The sequence below is a fragment of the Pseudooceanicola aestuarii genome (assembly GCF_010614805.1).
In the GTDB taxonomy this organism is placed as follows: Bacteria; Pseudomonadota; Alphaproteobacteria; order Rhodobacterales; family Rhodobacteraceae; genus Pseudooceanicola; species Pseudooceanicola aestuarii.
In genome coordinates this window covers 1,581,195-1,601,279 of the sequence record NZ_JAAFZC010000001.1, presented here as the reverse complement: position 1 = coordinate 1,601,279, position 20,085 = coordinate 1,581,195, and the positions used below count along the sequence as shown (strand labels likewise).

The 20,085-nt window shown below is 68.0% G+C and carries 20 protein-coding genes and 1 riboswitch; of the genes, 10 read left to right on the top strand and 10 right to left on the bottom strand.

From position 1 onward, the window contains the following. Window positions 1-4 precede the first annotated feature (4 nt). From G5A46_RS07570 to G5A46_RS07535, 8 genes are all read left to right on the top strand, one after another. Complete coding sequence (locus G5A46_RS07570; RefSeq protein ID WP_163848761.1) at window positions 5-691, top strand: haloacid dehalogenase type II; 687 nt, start codon at window positions 5-7, stop codon at window positions 689-691. Beyond that, window positions 691-1,512: an alpha/beta fold hydrolase gene (locus G5A46_RS07565; protein WP_204318712.1), complete on the top strand. Its 822-nt coding sequence runs from the start codon at window positions 691-693 to the stop codon at window positions 1,510-1,512. Before G5A46_RS07570 ends, G5A46_RS07565 begins: the two co-directional genes overlap by 1 nt. Next, entirely contained in the window at window positions 1,509-2,483 is a 975-nt protein-coding gene (locus G5A46_RS07560) for a threonine ammonia-lyase (protein WP_163848759.1), read from the top strand. Before G5A46_RS07565 ends, G5A46_RS07560 begins: the two co-directional genes overlap by 4 nt. Continuing rightward, entirely contained in the window at window positions 2,480-3,673 is a 1,194-nt protein-coding gene (locus tag G5A46_RS07555; protein WP_163848757.1) for an endonuclease/exonuclease/phosphatase family protein, read from the top strand. Before G5A46_RS07560 ends, G5A46_RS07555 begins: the two co-directional genes overlap by 4 nt. A 12-nt stretch (window positions 3,674-3,685) precedes the next feature. Continuing rightward, a complete protein-coding gene (locus G5A46_RS07550; RefSeq protein ID WP_163848755.1) occupies window positions 3,686-4,129 on the top strand; it encodes a MaoC family dehydratase in 444 nt (147 codons plus the stop codon). A gap of 79 nt (window positions 4,130-4,208) precedes the next feature. Beyond that, window positions 4,209-5,018 (top strand): 3-oxoadipate enol-lactonase, encoded by an 810-nt coding sequence (pcaD, locus tag G5A46_RS07545; RefSeq protein ID WP_163848753.1) that lies wholly within the window; start codon window positions 4,209-4,211, stop codon window positions 5,016-5,018. A gap of 2 nt (window positions 5,019-5,020) precedes the next feature. Further along, window positions 5,021-5,761, top strand: a complete 741-nt coding sequence (locus G5A46_RS07540) for an alpha/beta fold hydrolase (protein WP_163848751.1) — start codon at window positions 5,021-5,023, stop codon at window positions 5,759-5,761. Next, the gene (locus tag G5A46_RS07535; RefSeq protein ID WP_163848749.1) at window positions 5,761-7,104 is read left to right on the top strand and encodes a lyase family protein; all 1,344 of its coding nucleotides are present in this window, start codon (window positions 5,761-5,763) and stop codon (window positions 7,102-7,104) included. Before G5A46_RS07540 ends, G5A46_RS07535 begins: the two co-directional genes overlap by 1 nt. Before the next feature lie 176 nt (window positions 7,105-7,280). Here G5A46_RS07535 and G5A46_RS07530 read toward each other — a convergent pair whose 3' ends face one another. From G5A46_RS07530 to G5A46_RS07515, 4 genes are read right to left on the bottom strand one after another with little or no spacing between them, the layout of a single operon-like run. Then, window positions 7,281-8,555 (bottom strand): TRAP transporter large permease, encoded by a 1,275-nt coding sequence (locus G5A46_RS07530; RefSeq protein ID WP_163848746.1) that lies wholly within the window; start codon window positions 8,553-8,555, stop codon window positions 7,281-7,283. 9 nt (window positions 8,556-8,564) lie between these two features. Then, window positions 8,565-9,074: a TRAP transporter small permease gene (locus G5A46_RS07525; protein WP_163848744.1), complete on the bottom strand. Its 510-nt coding sequence runs from the start codon at window positions 9,072-9,074 to the stop codon at window positions 8,565-8,567. A 22-nt stretch (window positions 9,075-9,096) separates the two neighbouring features. Further along, complete coding sequence (locus tag G5A46_RS07520) at window positions 9,097-10,089, bottom strand: TRAP transporter substrate-binding protein (protein ID WP_163848742.1); 993 nt, start codon at window positions 10,087-10,089, stop codon at window positions 9,097-9,099. A 39-nt stretch (window positions 10,090-10,128) separates the two neighbouring features. Next, on the bottom strand, window positions 10,129-11,499 hold the full coding sequence (locus G5A46_RS07515; RefSeq protein WP_204318711.1) for an amidase: 1,371 nt from the start codon (window positions 11,497-11,499) through the stop codon (window positions 10,129-10,131). Window positions 11,500-11,780: 281 nt separating this feature from the next. Between G5A46_RS07515 and G5A46_RS07510 the strand changes: the two genes are divergently transcribed. Further along, the gene (locus G5A46_RS07510) at window positions 11,781-12,266 is read left to right on the top strand and encodes a RidA family protein (RefSeq protein WP_204318710.1); all 486 of its coding nucleotides are present in this window, start codon (window positions 11,781-11,783) and stop codon (window positions 12,264-12,266) included. Here the strand turns inward: G5A46_RS07510 and G5A46_RS07505 are convergent. From G5A46_RS07505 to G5A46_RS07480, 6 genes are all read right to left on the bottom strand, one after another. After that, a complete protein-coding gene (locus G5A46_RS07505) occupies window positions 12,257-13,201 on the bottom strand; it encodes a LysR family transcriptional regulator (RefSeq protein ID WP_163848738.1) in 945 nt (314 codons plus the stop codon). The genes G5A46_RS07510 and G5A46_RS07505 overlap by 10 nt on opposite strands. Before the next feature lie 85 nt (window positions 13,202-13,286). Next, a complete protein-coding gene (locus tag G5A46_RS07500) occupies window positions 13,287-14,045 on the bottom strand; it encodes an ABC transporter ATP-binding protein (protein WP_163848737.1) in 759 nt (252 codons plus the stop codon). Continuing rightward, a complete protein-coding gene (locus tag G5A46_RS07495) occupies window positions 14,042-15,025 on the bottom strand; it encodes a FecCD family ABC transporter permease (RefSeq protein ID WP_163848735.1) in 984 nt (327 codons plus the stop codon). Before G5A46_RS07495 ends, G5A46_RS07500 begins: the two co-directional genes overlap by 4 nt. Continuing rightward, window positions 15,022-15,897 (bottom strand): ABC transporter substrate-binding protein, encoded by an 876-nt coding sequence (locus G5A46_RS07490; RefSeq protein WP_420821352.1) that lies wholly within the window; start codon window positions 15,895-15,897, stop codon window positions 15,022-15,024. Before G5A46_RS07490 ends, G5A46_RS07495 begins: the two co-directional genes overlap by 4 nt. Next, complete coding sequence (locus G5A46_RS07485; RefSeq protein ID WP_163848733.1) at window positions 15,891-17,795, bottom strand: TonB-dependent receptor plug domain-containing protein; 1,905 nt, start codon at window positions 17,793-17,795, stop codon at window positions 15,891-15,893. The genes G5A46_RS07490 and G5A46_RS07485 overlap by 7 nt, the downstream gene beginning before the upstream one ends. Window positions 17,796-17,932: 137 nt before the next feature. Next, window positions 17,933-18,135: riboswitch (cobalamin riboswitch) on the bottom strand. Between the two features lie 272 nt (window positions 18,136-18,407). Beyond that, on the bottom strand, window positions 18,408-19,376 hold the full coding sequence (locus G5A46_RS07480; protein WP_239520658.1) for an HNH endonuclease: 969 nt from the start codon (window positions 19,374-19,376) through the stop codon (window positions 18,408-18,410). Window positions 19,377-19,467: 91 nt separating this feature from the next. Between G5A46_RS07480 and G5A46_RS07475 the strand changes: the two genes are divergently transcribed. After that, complete coding sequence (locus G5A46_RS07475) at window positions 19,468-20,055, top strand: hypothetical protein (RefSeq protein WP_204318709.1); 588 nt, start codon at window positions 19,468-19,470, stop codon at window positions 20,053-20,055. The last annotated feature ends 30 nt before the right edge of the window (window positions 20,056-20,085 follow it).

The window sequence follows — 20,085 nt, the reverse complement described above, 5'->3', positions numbered from 1 at the left end:
GCAGATGGCCGTCACAACCTGCGTCTTCGACGCCTATGGCACCCTGTTCGATGTGGCCGCCGCTGCGCGCGAAGCCGCCGCCGAGCCGGGGCGCCAGGACTTCGCCGCCCATTGGCCCGCCATCGCCGAACGCTGGCGGCTGAAACAGCTGGAATATTCATGGCAACGTGCCATTCGCGGCGCCCATTGCGATTTCTGGCAGGTCACACAGGACGGCCTGGATTATGCGCTGGCCGCCGAAGGGCTGGAGGGCGACGCCGATCTGCGCGCCCGCTTGCTGGCCCTGTATCATGAACTTTCCGCCTACCCGGAGGTGCCCGCAATGCTGGCCGCGTTGAAGGTCCGCGGGCTGAACACCGCGATCCTGTCCAACGGCTCCCCCGACATGCTGCGAGGCGCGACCGTCTCAGCCGGGATCGGCGACCGGCTGGACGCCCTGCTGTCGGTGGAGGACGTCGGCATCTTCAAGCCAGCGCCTGCCGTCTATGATCTGGTGGGCACGCGGTTCGGCACCACGCCGGATCAGGTGCTGTTCGTGTCGTCGAACGGCTGGGATGCCTCGGCGGCGACGGATTACGGATTTCACACCGCATGGGTGAACCGTGCGGGTCTGCCCGTGGATCGCCTGCCCGGCCGCCCGCCCCGCATCCTGCCCGATCTTGCCACCATCCCGGAACTGGACCTCTACTGATGCCTCATTTCACTGCCGCCGACGGCGCGTCGATCTATTTTGAGGACGCGGGCGAAGGCCTGCCTCTGCTGTGCCTGTCCGGCCTGACCCGCAATTCCCGCGATTTCGACTATGTCGCGCCGCATCTGGACGGGGTGCGGATGATCCGCATGGATTATCGCGGGCGCGGCCAGTCGGACCGGACCGGGCCGGACACCTACACCCTGCCCCGGGAATCGCGGGACGCGGTGGCTCTGCTGGACCACCTGGACATCCCGGCGGCGGCGGTTCTGGGCACGTCGCGCGGCGGAATGCACGGAATGTTTCTCGCCGCCACCGCACCCGATCGGGTGCTGGGCGCGGCGCTGAACGATGTCGGTCCAGTGCTGGATCCCGGCGGGTTGGAGGCCATCATGACCTATCTCGGCGTGCCCCCCGCCCATGACACGCTGGAGGACGCCGCCCGCGCCCGACAGGCCGGGGCGACCGCCTTCCCCGGTGTTCCATTCGACCGCTGGCTGCAAGACACCGGCCACACGGTGGACGTCACGCCCGACGGCCTGCGCCTGGCCTATGACCCGGCCCTGCGGGAGGCCGTCGCGGCAACGCTGGGCGGACCGGCGCCCGATCTCTGGCCGCTGTTCGACGCGCTGAAGGGCAAACCCACGGCGCTGATCGTGGGGGCGAATTCGGACCTCCTGCCGGCCAGCGTGGTGGCAGAAATGATCGCCCGCCACCCCGGCCTGATCGTTGGCCATGTGCCCGATCGCGGTCATGCACCGTTTCTGGATGAACCGCAGGCCCTGACGGCGCTGCGCAACTGGCTGGAGCAGATGGCATGAACATCGACATGATCCACGCCGCCGCGCGCCGCCTCGCCGGGCACGCCCGCCGCACACCGCTGCTGCATTCGCCATTCCTGGACCGGGTCGCCGGGCGCCGGGTGCTGATCAAGCCCGAATGCCTGCAACGTACCGGCAGCTTCAAGTTTCGCGGCGCCTGGTCGGCGATCTCCGCCATGGCACCGCAGGTGCGGGCGCGCGGAGTGATCGCCTTTTCCTCCGGCAACCATGCCCAGGGGGTGGCCCATGCGGCGGAATGCCATGGCATTCCGGCCGTCATCATCATGCCCGCCGACGCCCCCGCGTTGAAGATCGCCAATACCCGCGCCCATGGTGCGGAGGTGGTCCTCTATGACCGCGCGACCGAGGACCGGGACGAGATCGGCGCCCGGTTGGCCAGGGATCGCAGCCTGACCCTGATCAAACCCTTTGACGAGCCGCAGGTGATCGCCGGGCAAGGCACCACCGGGCTGGAGATCGCGGAACAGGCAGCGGCGACAGGAATCGACCGGGCCGATGTGCTGGTCTGTTGCGGTGGCGGGGGGCTGACCTCGGGCGTGGCGCTGGCCTGCGCGGCCCATGCCCCCGGCCTGCGCGTCCGTCCGGTAGAGCCTCAGGGCTTTGACGATGTCGCCCGCTCGCTCGCGGCGGGTGAAATCCGGCGCAATTCGGCGCTGACCGGCTCCATCTGCGATGCGATCATCACACCGCAACCGGGGGATATCACCTTTCCCTTGATGGCGGCGCATTGCGGCCCCGGACTGGCGGTCAGCGAAGACGCCGCGCTGGACGCCATGGCACAGGCCTTCCTGCGGCTGAAACTGGTGGCGGAACCGGGTGGCGCCGTGGCGCTGGCCGCGGCACTGGACCCGGATGCGGACCTGCCCGACACGGTGATCGCCGTCATCTCGGGCGGCAATGTCGATCCCGCGATGTTCGCCCGCGCCTTGAACCGGGAACAGCCCGCATGACCGAATTCACCATCGCCAGTTTCAACGTCAAGAACCTGATCGGCCCGGATCGCGAATATTACCGGTTCCAGTCCTACACGCCCGAGGAATACGCCTGGAAAGAAGATTGGCTGGCCGATCAGCTGCTGACCCTGAACGCCGATATCGTCGGATTTCAGGAGATTTTCGAAGAGGACGCCCTGCGCGACGTCATCGCGGAGACGGATCGCCGGGGCCATGCCTCCAACGCCGCCGCCGTGCCGGGCAAGGCCGCGCGCTATCACCGCAAGGCGATCTTTCGCAAACTCGCCTATGACGATTACGCCAACGCGGCGCTGGCCTTTGCCCCCAATGTGAATGACACCGGCCAGCCGGGGCAACGGCGGCCCGGTCTGGCGATCCTGTCGCGGCTGGGGTTCGACGGCGCGCCGGAGGTGATCCAGGATCTGGCCACCCCGGTGGAGATCCCGTTTGCAGAACTGGACGGCGGCGATGCGGGCAGCTTTCGCCTGTCGCGGCTGTCGCGGCCCATCCTGAAGGTGCGGGTGCCGGTCGGCGGGCGCGTGGTCACGGTGTTCAACTGTCACCTGAAATCGAAACTGGGTGAATTCCCCCGCCCGGAGGGCGCCGCCTTTGCCCCGGAGGCCGATTTGACGCGCTATGACGCCGCCGGCCGGGCCATGGGCGCCCTGCGCGCCGCGCTGCGCCGCACCGCCGAGGCCTGGGTGCTGCGCCGCGAAATCCTGAAGGTGCTGGAGCGCGGAGAGCCGGTGATCGCCCTGGGCGATTTCAACGATGGCGACCACGCCGTAAGCTCCGAAATCATCGCCGGAGAGATCCCGTTCCGCAATTATTCCTGGATGCTGCGCCACGATGCGGCGCATTCCGGCGACCGCTATACCGCCAAGGAAAACCAGCGCATCACCGAGGATGTCGACAGCCGCCGCCTGCATTCGGCGGAAAAGCTGTTCGTCCGCAAGAGCCTGCGCGACATGGTCTATACGGCGGCGTTTGGTGGCGTCTACGAAAGCATCGACCAGATCTATCTGTCGCGGCATTTCCACCCGGAGTTCGACGGACGTATCGGCGGGCTGGACTATTTCTCGGTGTTCAACGACCACCTGACGGACGGCAGCCATCCTGAGGCGCCGTATAACAAGCTCGCCTCGGACCACGGGCAGATCATGGCCCATCTGCGGTTCGACGAATAAAGGGAGAGGGGCATGTATTTCGACGATTTGCAGACCGGATACCGGTTCGACACCGCCGCCGAGGGCCTGACCGAGGACGCCATCCTCAGCTTTGCCCGCGCGCATGATCCGCAACCTTTTCACACCGACCCGGAGGCGGCGAAAACCTCCATCTACGGCGGCTTGATCGCCTCGGGATTGCAGACCATGGCGATCAGCCTGCGCCAGACGCTGGAAACCGGGGTGTTCAGCGACAGCTCGCTGGGGTCGCCGGGTATGGACCGGGTGCGCTGGCTGCGCCCGGTGCGCCCCGGCGACAGCCTGCAAACGCGGGGCACCGTGGCCAGCGTCACCCCGAGCCGGTCGAAACCTGATCGCGGCGCGGTGGTCATTGATTACGAGGTGGTCAACCAGGCCGCCGAGGTCGTGTGCAGCTATTCCACCACCCACATGTTGGCGCGGCGCCCGGTCGGCTGACCGGCGCGGCGCTTGCGCATCGGGGCGGGGCTGTTGCACATGGGCCCTGCACCGGAACGGACCAACAGGGGAGACACAGATGCAGATTGCAGAACTCGACGGGCTGAACGTCCATTACCGCGACGAGGGCGACCCCGACGGCGCGCCCGTCGTCTTTGCCAATTCGCTGGGCACCGACCTGCGGCTGTGGGACCAACTGATGCCTCTGCTGCCCGCCGGGCTGCGCGTCATCCGCTATGACAAGCGCGGCCACGGCCTGACCGATCTGACCCCTGGCCCCTACAAGATGGGCACCCTGGTCAGCGACGCCGAAGCACTGATGGACCACCTGGGCGTCAAGAACGCGCTGTTCGTCGGCCTGTCCATCGGCGGCATGATCGCGCAGGGGCTGGCGGTGAAGCGGATGGATCTGGTGCGGGCGGTCGTCATCTCCAATTCCGGTGCCAAGATCGGGACAAAGGAGATCTGGGCCGACCGGATCGAAACCTGCCGCGCGCAGGGCATCGAACCCATGGCCGACGCGGTGATGGAGCGGTGGTTTTCCCCCGCCTTCCGCGAAACACCGGAATTGCAGGCCTGGCGCAACATGCTGACACGCACCCCTGCAGAGGGCTACGCCGCCTGTTCGGAGGCGATCTCCGGCACGGATTTCTACACAACCACCTCGGGGCTGCGACTGCCCGCCCTGGGCATCGCCGGTGATCGGGACGGATCGACCCCGCCCGACCTGGTACGCGAAACCATCGAATTGATCCCCGGATCCGACTTTGCCCTGATCCGGGGCGCGGGGCACCTGCCCTGCGTGGAAAACCCGCTGGAATATGCGCGCATCCTGAATGACTTCATCGCCCGGACCGGCCACCTGACCGGCGCCGGCGCCGCTGGCTGAACATGGCGCATTTCGTTCTGGTCCACGGCGCCTGTCATGGCGGCTGGTGCTGGGAGGCCGTCGTGCCACTGCTCAGCGCCGCCGGGCATTCGGTCGCCTGTCCCGACATGCCGGGCCGGGGCGACGATCCGCGCGATCCTGCCGGGCTGACCCTCGCCGATCAGGCCCGCGCGGTGCTGGACGCCGCCCGCGCCGCCCCCTCGCAGGAGAAGGCTGGCGGCGGGGAAGTCATCCTGGTCGGACATTCGGCGGGCGGCTTTGCCATCGCCGCGGCCGCCGAAGCCGCGCCCGAGCTGGCCCGCCGACTGGTCTTTGTCGCGGCACTGCTGCCGCGCGACGGCCACCGCCTGACCGAGGTGATGCGCAACCTCTCCGCCCGGCATCCCGACATGCGGTTCATACCGGCGCGCCATGGCGCCGCCTATGTCTTTGACACCGCGCGGGCCGGACCGGTTCTCTACAACGGCACCACGGACGCACAGGCGGAGGCGGCGCTTGCCCGCATCTGCGCCGAGCCGACCGCCCCCCATGGCGAGGCCATAGCCCTTGGCCCGGCGTTTGACCGCGTGGCGAAATCCTACGTGCTGTGCACGGCGGATCACGTCATCCCCGCCGCCGATCAGCAGCGCATGGCCGCCGCCGCTGGCGCCGCGATCACCCGGATCGACACCGGGCATTCGCCTTTTCTGTCGACACCGGGCGCATTGGCCGATCACCTGCTGTCGCTGACAGGGAGCGCATAATGGCCGGGTCTGTTCACGACAGCACGATCTACCACCGCCTGTTTCCCGCCGGGGAGGCCGGGCGCCTGTTCACCGACACCGCCGAGGTCCGCGCCATGCTTCTGGTGGAGGGCGCGCTGGCCAAGGCCCAGGGCGCCATGGGCCTGATCCCCGAGATCAGCGCCCAGGCGATCCACCGCGCCACGTTGGAGATCCCGCCAGATCCCGGCGCATTGGGAGCGGCTGCCGGGCAGAACGGAGTGCCGGTGCCCGGCCTGGTCGCGGAATTCCGCAAGGCGATGCAGGCGCCCGAACATGCGCAATACCTGCATTGGGGGGCGACCTCGCAGGACATCATGGACAGCGCCCTGATGCTGCGTCTGCGGCAATTGCTGATCCAATGCGAAACCGGCCTGCGGGCGGTCCTGACCCCGCTTGCCGATCTGGCGGCGGCGCAGGCGGATCAGCCCATGGCAGGCCGCACCTACGGGCAGGACGCGACGCCGACCTCCCTGGGGGCGCATGTGGCGCAATGGGGCTGGCCGCTGCTGGAGCTGCTGGCGGAATTGCCCGCCCTGCGCGCGGGCGCGCTTTGGGTGTCGCTGTCGGGCGCCGCCGGAACCGGAGCGGAATTTGCCGGACGCGGAGCAGAGCTGCGGGCGGCGCTGGCCGTTGCGCTGAACCTGCAGGATCCGGGGCGCAGTTGGCACGTCGATCGCGGCCCTGTGCTGCGCATCGCCGCCTGGCTGACGCGGGTGGCCACCGCCCTGGGCAAGATCGGCGAGGATCTGACCCTTGCCGTGCAATCGTCGCAGGGGGAATTGCGGCTGGGTCAGGCGGGCGGTTCCTCTACCATGCCGCAGAAGCAGAACCCGGTGCAGCCCTCGGTCCTGATCGCCCTGGCGCGGCAGGCAGGCGGGCTGAATGCCACGCTGTCGCAGGTGGCCCTGTCGCGGCAGGAACGCGACGGCGCGGCCTGGTTCACCGAATGGCTGACCCTGCCTCAGCTGTGCCTGGGCACTGCCGCCGCGGTGGAAACCGCGCGCGCCATGGTGCCCGGCATTGCCCCGGTGCCGCAGGCGCTGGCTGCCGGGCTGGCGCGCTCCGGCGGGTTGATCCATGCGGAGGCATTGTCCTTTCGACTGGCCCGCGACATGCGGCGGCCGGAGGCCCAGCAGGCGGTGAAGGACCTGGCGCGCCACAGCGCGGAGACCGGGCACCCCTTGTCAGGACTGGCGCAGCGGGCCTTTCCCGAGGCGGAGCTGTCGGAGATCTTCGACCCTGCCCGCCAGATGGGCGAGGCCCCGGCCAACGCCCGCGCCTTTGCCTCCGCCGTCCGGGACCTGCCCAGGTCGCACGGCTGAGGATTGCAACGCCGACAGGCAGACGCCCCGCGCCTGCCATGCCATGCCCCGCCCGATCCGGGCGGCTCTGTGCAATATCGAGGGGAAGTGGCGATTGGTTCGCCCTGACCGGCGACCGAGACCGACCGCGACGTGATTCCCCGCCCGGCACGCGATGCGCCGGGCGGGGGAAAGTTTCAGAACAGCAGGTTCGGCAGCGCCATGCTGATCATCGGCACGTAGGACAGCAGCAGGAGGGCCACCAGCATCAGTGCGATGGTCGGCAAGGTGGCGCGGAACACCTCGCCCAGGGACATCTTGGCCACACCCATCGCGACGAACAGGTTCAGACCCACAGGCGGCGTCAGCATACCGACCGACAGGTTGACAAGCATGATCACCCCGAAATGGATCGGATCCACGCCGAATTGCTGCGCAATCGGCATCATCAACGGCCCGAGAATGATGATCGCGGAGGCACTGTCCAGGAAGCAGCCCGCCACCAGCAGGATCAGGTTGAACGTCGCGATCACAAGGAACGGATTGTCCGTCCCGCCCAGCACGTAGGCCGCCAGATCGCCCGGGGTGCCGGTGCTGGCCAGCAGCCACGAGAACGCCGAAGCCCCCGCAGTGATCAGCAGCAGCGGGCCGGAGATCAGGCCAGTGTTGCGCAGCACCGTCAGCGTTTCGCGGAAGGAGATGGAGCGGTAGATCACCGCGCCCACCAGCCAGCCGTAAAGACAGGCCGCCGCCGCGCTTTCGGTCGGGGTGAAGACGCCGGAATAGATCCCGCCCAGCAGGATCACCGGCAGGCCCAGACCCCAGGCCGATTGTTTCAACGCCGTGAAGACGCTGGCCACGGTCGGGAAGGCATCGCGGGGATAGCCCTTGCGCGCCGAATACCAGGTGGCATAGCCGACCAGCAGCCCGCCGATCACCAGCGCGGGCAGCAGCCCGGCCGCGAACAGCTTGCCCACCGATGTCCCGGTGACAGAGCCGTAGATGATCAGCGCGATGGAGGGCGGCACAATCGGTCCCAGAGTGCCGGCCGTGGTGATCAGCCCGATGGAAAACCGCTTGTCATAGCCGGCCGCGACCATGGCCGGAAACAGGATCGACCCGATGGCGATCACCGTCGCGGGCGATGACCCGGAGATGGAGCCGAACATCAGGCAGGCGACCACCGCCGCCGCGGCCAGCCCGCCGGGCAGCCATCCGATCAGCGCGCGCGCCAGGCCGATCAGCCGGTCAGACAGCCCGCCGATGCGCATCAGCTCGGCCGCGAGGATGAAGAAGGGGATCGACATCAGGGAGAAGTTGTTCATCCCCGAGAACATCCGCATGGGAACCAGTACGGGGTCCATTCCGCCCCAGAAGTAGAAGACCGCCGCCACGGCCAGGGCAAGGGCGGCAAAGATCGGCAAGCCAAAGATCAACAGGCCGAAGAATACGGGTACGAGTGCGCCAACCATGGTCTGACCTCAGCTTGTCTTGATATCGACTTGCGGCGGTTCATAGCTGCGACCGGCCACCAGGTCGCGCAGGACCAGCAGGTATCGCAGCGCCATGAAGACGCCCGCCGTCGGAATGACGGCGTAGATGTAGTAGACGGGGATGCGCATGGCGGGCGACAGCTGCCCCATGCGCGAGGTGTTCATCACAAGTTTCCCCCCGTACCAGACCAGCACGGCGGCAAAAACCAGGCCAAGGCAGGCCGCCCCGATCCGAAGAAACTTGGCAGTGCGGGGGCCCGCGAAGGCATAGACCGCTTCGACGCTGATATGCGAGGCATAGCGCACGCCCATCCCCATGGTCAGGAAGCTCATGGTGATGAGCGAATAGAGGATCAGCTCCTCCGACCAGAACAGGGAATTGTTGAACACGTAGCGCGCAACAACCTGCAAGATGGCGACAAGCGTGGCGACCAGGACGAGGGAGGTCACAAGAACCCCCTCTACCCAATCCACGATGCGGTTCAGCCAGACGATCATGATACCGGGCCCCCGTTGATGATTATTCGCCTGCGGCGGCGGCCAGGGCCTTGTCCATCAGCTCCGGCGTGACCTTGGCGCGGAATTCCTCGTAGATCGGCTTGGACGCCTCGACGAATGCCGCACGGCCTTCGGGGGAGAGTTCCGAAATCTCGATCTGGTCTTCGATATCTGCCAGGATCTTCGCTTCGTCCTCAAGGGTGAATTCCCGCGCGGCGTCACGGCCCACGATCATCGCATCCGCGACGACCTGTTGCAGATCCTCGGGCAGAGTATCCCAAGCCTGCTTGTTCATCACGGCCGCATAGGTGTGGTAGGCGTGGTTCGTCAGGGTCATGTAGTCCTGAACTTCGTAGAACTTCATCGACGCGATATTGGCCAGCGGGTTCTCCTGACCTTCGACGACGCCCTGTTGCAGGCCGTTGTACACCTCGACATAGGCCATGGCGGTGGGGTTGGCGCCATAGGCGCGATAGGTCGCCAGGATGGTCGGCGCCTGCAAGGTCCGCATCTTGATGCCTTCCAGATCCTGCGGGCCGGTGATCGGGCGGATGTTGTTGGTCATGTTGCGGAAACCCGCGCCCCACATGGCGATCCCGTGCAGGTTGTTGGCGTCCAGCGTGGCCAGCAGCTCGGTCCCGACTTCGCCGTCCAGCACGCGCTTCATCGCGGCGTCGTCACCCATCAGGAAGGGCAGGTCGAACAGGTACATCTGCTCGTTGAAATTCGCCAGGTTGCCGGTGGGCGGGATGGCGATATGGACCAGGCCCATCTGGGTCTGCTCAATGATCTCGACGTCACCGCCCAGCTGGGCGGCGGGACGGATGTTGATTTCGATCCGGCCGTCGGAATTCTTCTCCACCTCTTCCTTGAACACCACCGCCGCGCGGGCGTTGGGGGTGTCCTCGGTCAGGACGTGGGCAAAGGTGAAGGTGTGATCTGCCGCTGCCGCCATGGAAGCGAAAAGCGCGCTGGCCGCGACGGCCAGTGTGGTGCGAAGAATGGGAAAGGACATGTCAGTCTCCTGTTGGGATCATGGTGAAGGTGAAAGGGATCAGAGCGGCGGAGCGCCCAGAAGATCGGGACCGGCGCCGAGCACCGCCTCGGCCCCCAGGCTGGCGGCCAGCAGGTGATTTTCCTGCCGGGGCGGCGCGATGAGTTGCAGGCCCGAGGGGATGCCGAACCCGTCCAGCCCGGTGGGCAATGTCGTTGCGCACCAGCCCAGCAGGTTGACGATCGCAGTGTTGCGCAGGGCCATCATGTTGGCCTGGCGGTAGGCGTCCGGGTCGGACAGATCCGCCAGCAGCGGTGCGGTCGCCGGGATCGTCGGCGAGACAAGAAGATCCAGATCGTCGAACACCACCCCCGCCTGCCGCCCGCATTCGGCCAGCGTGGCACAGCGTTGCAGGTAGTCGGACGCGGTGATCGCATCCGCCTGGTCGACGCGGGCCCGCACCATCGGATCCAGCCGCGCGATCCGATCCGGCGCGGTCCGGTCTAGGAACCCGCGCAGTTCCGGCGCGCCCAGACCGCCCTGACGGAAAATCGTCATGGCCGGATCGACGGCGGGCAGATCGACATCCACCAGCGTGGCGCCTGCGGCCTCCAGCCGGGTCAGCGCGGCGCGGGTGTTCTCGGCGATGATCGGGTCGATATCGTCCCAGACCAGGTTGCGGATCACCCCGATCCGCAGCCCCGCCATGGCCCGCGCCCGCACCGGAGCGGCGTTCTGGAGCGCGCCATAGAGGAACGCCAGGTCGTCGATGGTCCGGGCCAGCAGGCCAGGCGTGTCCATCGACGGCGACAGCGGCACGATCCCGTCCAGCGCCCAATGGCCATGGGTCACCTTCAGTGCGACCTGCCCGGTGTAGGAGGCGGGGATGCGCACCGAACCGGCAGTGTCCGTCCCCAGGGCGGCCAGGGCGCTGCCCTGCGCCAGCGACACACCCGCCCCCGAGCTGGACCCGCCCGGCGCGCGCGGCGCATCCGACGCCGACCAGGGGTTCACCGGCGTGCCCCAATGCGGGTTGGTGCCCAGCCCGCCAAAGGCGAATTCCACCGTATGCGTCTTGCCCGTCACGATGCCCAGCTGGGCCAGCACGCGCGCCACCAGCGGGCCGGGGCGCTGCCATTCGGGACCGAATTCCGTATCCGTTCCGGCAAAGACCGGCAGACCGGGAACGCCGAACAGATCCTTGACCGAAATCGGCAGCCCCATCAGCGGGCCCAGATCCACCCCCGTGGCCAGCAGGGTGTCAGCCGCCGCCGCCTGCCGCGCGGCGCGCTCGCCCGCCCAGGTGCGATAGGCACCCAACCGGGCCTCCGTCGCGCCGTGGCGTGCGGCGGCATCGGCCATCAGGCCTGCCGCACTGGTGGTTCCATCGCGCAGCCGGGCTGCGGTCTGATCAAGCGAAATGTGGGTCACCTGCATTTCCTTTCGGGTCGTTCTGGTGCTGCATCCTTATGCGGCGCGGCGCGTGACGCTACTCCCCAGATCGCCGAGAGATCTGCGGCGCCCCATCCGCGCGCTGCTGGTTGGCGCAGATTATCTGCCTGAATTAAAAGAGGAAATACCGTATTTACCCAATCCAAAACGCGCCGGCGCGTTGCCGTTTCGGCAAAGGGGCGTTGCTGCTTGCGCCCTCGCGGTCATCCGCAAACTGCCTAATTTGGCACCGCAGACGCCAACCAAGAACGGAGGCCCCCGTGGCACATGAAACCGAACGCCGCCTGAACGAGATGGGCATCATCCTGCCCCGCAGGCCCAAACCCATCGGCAATTACGTCCCCGGCGTCATCGTCGGCAACATCCTCTATACCTCCGGCACACTGGGCACCCAGCCGGACGAGAATGACAACGACGTGCTGCCCTATGTCGGCAAAGTCGGCTCGGACCTGACGATCGAGGAAGGCTACGCCTCCGCCCGGTTGATGGCGATCAACCATCTGGCGATGATGAAAGACGTGCTGGGTGATCTGGACCGCGTCAAACGGATCGTGAAAATGATCGGCTACGTCTCCTGCGCGCCGGGCTTCCATGAGCCGCACAAGGTGCTGAACGGGGTCTCGGACCTGTTCGTCGCGCTGTGGGGAGAGGAAAACGGCAAACACGCCCGCGCCGCCCTGACCCAGCACGAACTGGGCCTGAACGCCCCGGTGGAGGCCGACATCACCATCGAAATTCACCCCTGAGCGGCGCGAATCCGGGCGAGGAATGCGGCATCGGATTTCTCGCCCTCGGCAAAGACCGACAGGATGGAGGCGATGAAGGCCTCGCAGGCGGGGGAGCGGACCTGCCCCCGGCGCACCACCGCATAGATGAAGCGGTGTTCGAAATCCGCCGAATCCAGGTTCAGCGGCACCAGTTTGCCACTGGTCACTTCGCCCATCACCGCTTGCAACGGCAGGTAGATGATGGCGGTATTGCGGATCGCGTGAGTGATCAGGAAATGAAACTGGTCCGCCACCACGATGGGCCGCGGGCTGCGCCCGATCCGGGTGAAGGCCCGGTTCAGCAGGTGGTGGATGCCAAAGCTGGAATCCGGCAGCACGCAGGGCAGATCGGCCAGATCCGCCAGCGTGACCCGCCGCCCGTCGGTCAGCGGATGCGAAGGCGGGGCCAGGGCAAGAAGCGGCTGCCGCCACTGGCCGACCGTCTCGATCGCCTCGTGGCTGAAATGGTCGTAGACAAAGCCGATCTGCGACAGGTGCTGCTCCACCGCCTCAAGAACCCGTTCGCGCCCCCGGATGCGGACGTGGAATTCGATCCCGGGATGACGGTTGCGGAATTCGGTGATGTGGGTGGACATGAAGGGATCGGTGATCCCCTCTACCGTCGCGATGGACACGGTCCCCGCCTTCAGGTCGCGCAGGTCCGCGATCTCTCCCTTGGCGACGTCGATCCGGTCGAAGATCACGGCAAGGTGGTCGGCCAGCACGCGCCCCGCCTCGGTCAGGCGAACGCCCTCGGCCCGGCGTTCCAGCAGCTGTTCCTCGAATTCATGCTCCAGTTTGACCACCTGCCGGCTGATCGCGGAGGGCGAGACATGCAGCCGCTCTGCCGCCAGCCGGATGGAGCCGAAGCGGGCGACATGCAGGAAATATTGGCCAGCGGTCAGGTTGATCATCCGGGCTCCGGGTTGCGCAACACTGCACCCTTGTACGGGAGGGCGCGGCCGGACGGTATGTTTTTTTGACCTCGGCGGAGCAGGGTCAATCGTCGCGGATCACCCGCAAGGGTTGAAACACCGGCCCCTCCGGACCCTGCGCCCGATACGCGGTAATGTGAAAGGCCCGCGCGATCAGCGCATCGGTCAACACGCGGTCCGGCGGGCCATCCGCCAGAATTCCGCCCTCTGCCAGCAGGATCAGCCGGGTGCAATGCCGCGCCGCCAAGCCCAGGTCATGCAGCGACAGCAGCACGCCGCGCCCCTCCTCCGCCAGGGCGGCCAACACGTCCAGCGTGGCGATCTGGTGGGCCGGGTCCAGCCCGGCGATGGGCTCGTCCGCGATCAGCAGCGGCGCCTCCTGCGCCAGGGCACGGGCGATCAGGGCGCGAGCCTGTTCCCCGCCTGACAGGCGCGTAGCGGTGCGGTGGCGCAGGTTGTCCAGCCCCATGCGCGTAATCGCCCCGGCCACCGCCGCGCGGTCGGTGGCTGTGTCGCTACGCCCGCCATGCGGCAGCCGGCCGAGTGTCACCAAAGCCTCCACGCTGACCGGCCAGGCGATTTCGCGGGCCTGCGGCATCCAGGCGGCGGCGCGCGCGCGGGCATCGGGGGACAGCGCGGCCAGGCTGCTTGTGCCTGTCGCCGGGATCAAACCCAGAGCGGCGCGCATCAGCGTGGTCTTGCCCGCACCATTGGCTCCGATCAGGCCGACCAGTTCTCCGCCTTGCACGGACAGGGAAATATCGCGCAGTACGGCCCGTCCCCGCCGGGTGACGGACAGACGATCGAGGCACAGCAAACTCATGCCTCCGCCCGCCCGGTGCTGCGCACGAGGTGCAGGAAGAACGGTGCCCCGACCAGCGCGGTCAGCACCCCCAGTTTCAGATCCTGGCCCGGCAGCACCACCCGCACCGCGATATCCGCCGTCAACAGCATCGCCGCCCCCCCCAGGGCCGAGGCCCCCAGCAACGCGCCGGGTCGGGCGCCGACCAGCGGGCGCAGCAGATGCGGCACCACCAATCCGACAAAGCCGATGGTCCCCGCCACCGCCGTGGCGGCACCAACCACGCAGGCCGTGCCGATGACCAATTGCCATCGAGTGCGCGCCAGGTCCATGCCCATGGCGGCGGCGGCGTCCTCCCCCAGGGTCAACGCCTCCAGCGCGCGGGCCAACGGCAGCAGCAGCGCCCAACCCAGGGCCATCAGCGGCAGCGCCAGCCAGACATGCAACATTGAGCGGTCGGCCAGCGATCCCATCATCCAGAACACGATCTCGTTCGCGGCATAGGGGTTGGACGACAGGTTCAGCACAAGCGAGGTCAGCGCCCCCGCCATGGCCGAAATCGCGATGCCTGCCAGGATCAGGGTCAGCGCCCCGCCGCGTGGCCCGGCCAGCGCCAGCAACAGCAGAACCGACACCAGCGCCCCCGCCAGCGCCGCCAGCGGCAGGGCCAGCGCAAAAACCGCGACCGCGCCGGTCTGGATCGCCAGTACCGCACCCAAAGCGGCAGAGGCCGACACGCCGATCAGCCCCGGCTCCGCCAGCGGGTTGCGCAGGTAGCCCTGCATCGCCGCCCCCGCCAACCCCAACGACGCACCAATCGCCAGCCCCAGGATCATCCGGGGCAGACGGATTTCGCGCATCACCAGGGTCATCGGCCCCTCCCCGCCCGCGATCAGCGCGCGCAAACTGTCGGCCCAGCCGATGCCCGCCGGGCCGATCAGCAACGAGGCAAGGCACAGCAGCGCCACCACCCCCAGCAAAATGCGGTTGACCGGCCTCATTCCGCCACCAACCCCTGCCGCAGCGCCCGCATCCGCGCCACGGCGTCCAGCACATGTGGCGTACCGCAGATCCAGTCCCGATCCGTCAGCACCGCCCCCGCCGCGCGACGCCGCAGGGCCTGCAACGCGGGGTGATGCAGGATTTCCTCGGCACGGGCGGCGCCGGGATGGGGCCGCCCGGTGATCACCATGTCGGGGGCGGCCATGGTCAGAACCTCCAGTGGCAAATGCCCGCCCGTGGGCAGGCCGACCTCGGCCGCGATATTCGTGAAGCCTGCGGCGGCAATGACCTGTCCGGCCAGCGTCCGGTCCCCCGAGGCATAGCCGTTCGCATGGTAGAGCGCGGCGCGCGGACGCTCACCGCCCCTGGCTCGCAGGGTGGCCAGCCGGCTCTCGAATTCGTGGATCATGGCGCGGGCCTGTTCCCTGCGGCCCAGCGCGGCGCCCATCTCTGCCAGGCGGTCGGGCACGTCGGCCAGGGAATAGGCCGGCGCAATCACCACCACCGGCACGCCCAGGCGGCGCAGCATCGCCACGCTCGCCCGGTTGGAAAAACTGCCGGCGATCACCAGGTCCGGCTCCATCAGCCAGATTTCCTCGGCCCGGCCATGGTTCACCGGATAGGCTCGCGCCTCCGCCGCCATGACCGAGGAACGCGGGTCGCGACTGAGCGCGCTGACCGACAGCAATTGTCCCGGCGCGGCCAGCAGCATCGCCAGCTGGTCGGTGCACAGGTTGATCGACACGACGCGGCCGGGCGCGGCAGGCCCCTGCCCGCCCGGCGTCATGGGGCGGTCCAGCGCCCGCCCCGGCCCTGCCGCTGCCGCCACCGTGATCAGCAGCGCCAGAAGACGGGCCGCGCGCCTCACCAATCCGCACCCAGCCCGACATAGGCGGTGCGCCCGCGCCCGGCATAGCCCCAGGCATCGGAATGGGCGGCGTCGAACAGGTTGTCGACCCGCGCGGTCAGGCGCAGGTTGTCCCCGATCCGGCGGCTGCCGGCCAGGTCCACGGTCCAGTAGGACGGCAATTCCTTGGTGGCGTAGCTGCCCCAGAATTGCGTATCGGCATTGCCTGCGACATGCAGCGCCTGCGCGTCCAGCGTGGTGCGGCCATCGGCACTGGTCCAGGTGGCGCCCAGCGACAGCTGGTGCCGGGGGCGCCGGATCTCGACGCTGCCGTCGGGATTGGTGGCGTCCAGCAGGGTATAGCCCAGGCGCAGCGCCAGTTGATCGGTCGCGTCATAGCGGCCGCTGACCTCCACCCCACGGCGCAGGCTGGTGCCGGATTGGTTGACATAGCTGTAGCTGCCGGGCCCGGTGGCAACCGCGGTGATCTCGTCCTCCAGCCGTTCCTGGAACAGGGTCACGTCCACCACCCCGCGCCCCAGGGGCAGCTCCACCCCCAGGTCGACGGATCGGTTGCGTTCCGGATCAAGATCGGGATTCCCGACATAGCCCCATGCATTGGCGAACAGCTCGAAATAGCTGGGATTGACGACGCCCGCCCCGGCAGAGGCATGCAGCCGCGCCCCGTTGTCCAGCGTGTAGGCCGCCGCCGCGTTCCAGGTCACGGCGTTGCCGAACACGCTGTTGTCATCGTAGCGCGCGCCGATCTGCACATCCAGCCCGCTGTCGAAGGTGCCACGATATTCCAGCGCGACAGAGCGCGTGTCGCGGTCATAGCCGGGATTGGCGGTGCTGCTGTCGTGTTCATCCTCCAGCAGCAGGGACAACACCTGCGCCCCGGTGGCGACCGGACCGTCCAACCCGTAGGACAGGCGCAGCCGGGTGGCGCGGCTGTCCTGATCGGTGGGCGCGCCGCTGTTGATCTCCTGCGTCAGGCGGGTGCGCTCCAGCCCCAGCCGGGCCGACAGCCGGCCATCGGGCGTGGTGTAATCGGCGTAGATCTGGCCGCCTTCCTCCTCCCGCACGGTCTGGGCGGCGGGGTCGTCCAGCACGTAATCCCCCGGCCCCGTGGCCACAAGGGCGGTGGCGTCGGTGTCGCCGTCCTCCTCCGAGCGGCGGTAGGTGAAGCCCAGGGTCAGCCCCTCGGCCACCGCGTGATCGCCCGACAGGGTCAGCGTCCGGCGGAAGATGCCGTCCCGTTCCCCGCCGGACCCGGAATAATCCCAGCCCCTGTCCTGCATCCGGGCAAAGCCCAGCGCCACGCCACCCTGCGCCCCGCGATATGCCAGGTAGCCCGAGGCCGACCAGCCGGCGCCGCCCTCCACCTTGCCGCCGTAGGAGAATCCCGACCCCTCGGATTTGCGGGTGATGATGTTGATTACCCCCGCCGAGGCGTCCGAGCCGTAGGCTACCGATTGCGGGCCGCGCAGAACCTCGATCCGGGCGATATTCGCCGTCTCCAACCCACTGAGGACATAGGCCGCATCCCCGCCCGCCGCGCGCACGCCGTCGATCAGGATCAGGGTGTGATTGGCCTCTCCGCCGCGGATGCGGACCTGGGTGAAACTGTGGCCATTGGCGTTCACGCTGACCCCGGGCACCGCGCGCAGGGCGTCCTGCACGGTGGTCAGCCCGCGATCGGCGATGTCCTGCGCCGTCAGCACCGTGGCCGCGCGACCGTAGCGGGCCGCCGCGATCGGGGTGAGGCCGGCAGAGACGATGATGTCCTCCAGGGCGAAATCCGTGGTGCTGTCCTGCGCCATCACCGGCGCGGCGGTGGCGGCGGCAAGTGCGATGGCTGAGACGGTGATGAAGGTGGTGACAGAGACGGCGGAACGGGCCGTCGGATTGGTGAGGCTCATGATCTATCCCTTCCCTGCGCCGGATCCGACGCATGGCGATTGCGAACGACCCACGGGGGGAGGGGCTCCCGCCGACGGTCAGGCGACTGCCACCACGACGGAAAAGGTCCGTTGCCTCGCGCGCGCCCCGCGTGCGGACTGGGTGATCGGCTTCGGCAGGTCTCCTGACTTGCGGGTCGATGCTGTGCCGGGTCTTCCCATCCCCGAGGGGACAGTGACATGGTCCGGCGTCGCTCTCCGCTTACAGTTGCGGGGGCAGTCGCGGAATTGGGTCAGACCCGCACCGCGTTCCCTATTCACCGGACGCGCGAACGCCCGGACCGAAGCATCCCGAGTGCTAGACCATGCCACCCCGTCGGGCAAGGGGCGATCAGCCCCCCCGGGATCGGCGTTTGATCGGCGCTTGATCAGCACCCGCTTGCCCCCCGGTTGACGCCCGGTCGCCACCCGGCCGGGGACGATCCGGCCACGGCTACGGTTACGGCGGCGCGGGGTCGCGGTGGGGCACCATGGGGCGGCGGCGGGCAGGCAGGCCGGGCAGACGCCCCCGTTCCTACGCCGGAGATCTTGACGAATGATTACCGCCAAAGCGGTTTTCCGCTGCGCTGCCGGTCAATGCCACGGAGCCGGACCGGCGCCTTGCACCTGGCCAAAGATGTTCTCCCGGTGCCACCGCAGGTTTTCGGGATGGGGCGCATTGCGCGGGTCTTCGGGTTGCAACAGCTTGCCGCTCGGGGCCAGCAGGCGGTCGATCACCTCTCCCGGTACCTTGTTGCGCGACACCAGCACTGTCTCGCAATCCTCCGCGACCGAGATCAGGCCCCGATCGAACATCCAGTGCAACGTCCCGGACAAGGCCAACCCGTTGCGCACGGAATCGTTGCCCCTGCGATCGACGGGACGGATATGCGCGGCCTGTACCTCCGGCCGCCCGCCACCGTTTCGCAAGCGCAACCCGGACAGGGCACAGCGGTAGCCATAGGCCTCCCGGACCTTGCGGCGGAACGCGACATCCCGGTAGGCGCGGCGGGTCAGCCGTTCCAGCACCGGGCGTTCGAACGGTTCCGCCCCCTCCGCCATTGCGGCGGACCGCGGATCATAGCGTCGGGCTTCGAGGGCCTCCAAATCCCGGGGAAGGCCCAGATCCAGAATCCGGGCGAACTCCGCCTCCGGCAGCACCCGCACCGCGCGCTGGACCAAACCGCCCTGTGCGGGGGTGCCGTCCGATCGGGTCAGCGCGGCTTCCAGCGGACGGCCCTCCACCAGCCGGGGCACCTCCTGGACGAAAGGCAGGAAACTGCCCGCTTCCATGAGGGCGAGGAACCGCCCCTCCACCCCGGGTTTGGGGATGATCCGTGATATCCTGGCGACCGCGAAATAGCCGTGCGGCCCGGCCTTGACCGGCTCGTAATAGATGATCCAGTCGCCGACTGCCGCGCGCATGTCCTTCAGGTAGGCGCGGGGGAAGTCGTAGACGACATCAGGCTCGTCCTCGTAGATCGAGTCGGCCTTGTGCAGAAGAACCAGTTTCACCATGCCGCCCAGGAAAGCGCCATCCCACCGGAAAGCAACAATTTTCACGATTTTCCCGACCCGAACGCCGCACCGGGCCGGGTGCGCCGGCGCGCAGAGGTGATTTGATCCCGCTCCGAAAGCGGGTAAATTCGGGATCATGATGCCTGACCTTCAGTCCCGGTTCCCGCCGCGCCCGACCCGTGTGCACGAGATGTGCGGCACCGGGGCGGCGTGCTTTGCGGCGATCTGTGCGGCCCGGCTGCCGGTGGCGGGAACGCCGTTATTCTGGGTGCGCGAGTCCTGGCGGAACGAGACCCTCAACCCCTTGGGATTGGGGGATTTCATCGACCCGTCGCAGCTGCTTCTGGCGCAGGCGGGCAACCAGGCGGAGGCCCTTGCCGTGGCCGAGGAGGCGCTGCGCGACGGGGCTTTGCCGCTGGTTGTCATCGAGTTGAGTCAACCGCTGAACCTGACCGCCGGGCGCCGGTTGCAACTGGCCGCCCAGGCCGGGAAGGCGACCGGGCTGTGCCTGATTCCCGAAGGCGCCGGCAGCAATGCCGCCGAAACCCGCTGGCGTTGCACCCCCGCCTTCGACCCGGAGACGGAGACCAGGGCAGACGACGGGAGGTCGACCTTGCATCGGTGGGATCTGATCAAGAACAAATCGGGAACAATCGGCGCCTGGCACGTCCGTTGGGACAGCGCCGCGCGGCGCCTGCACGACATTATCCCGGTTGCCCCCTGATCGGCTCGATAGGCACGCCCGACGCGCTCT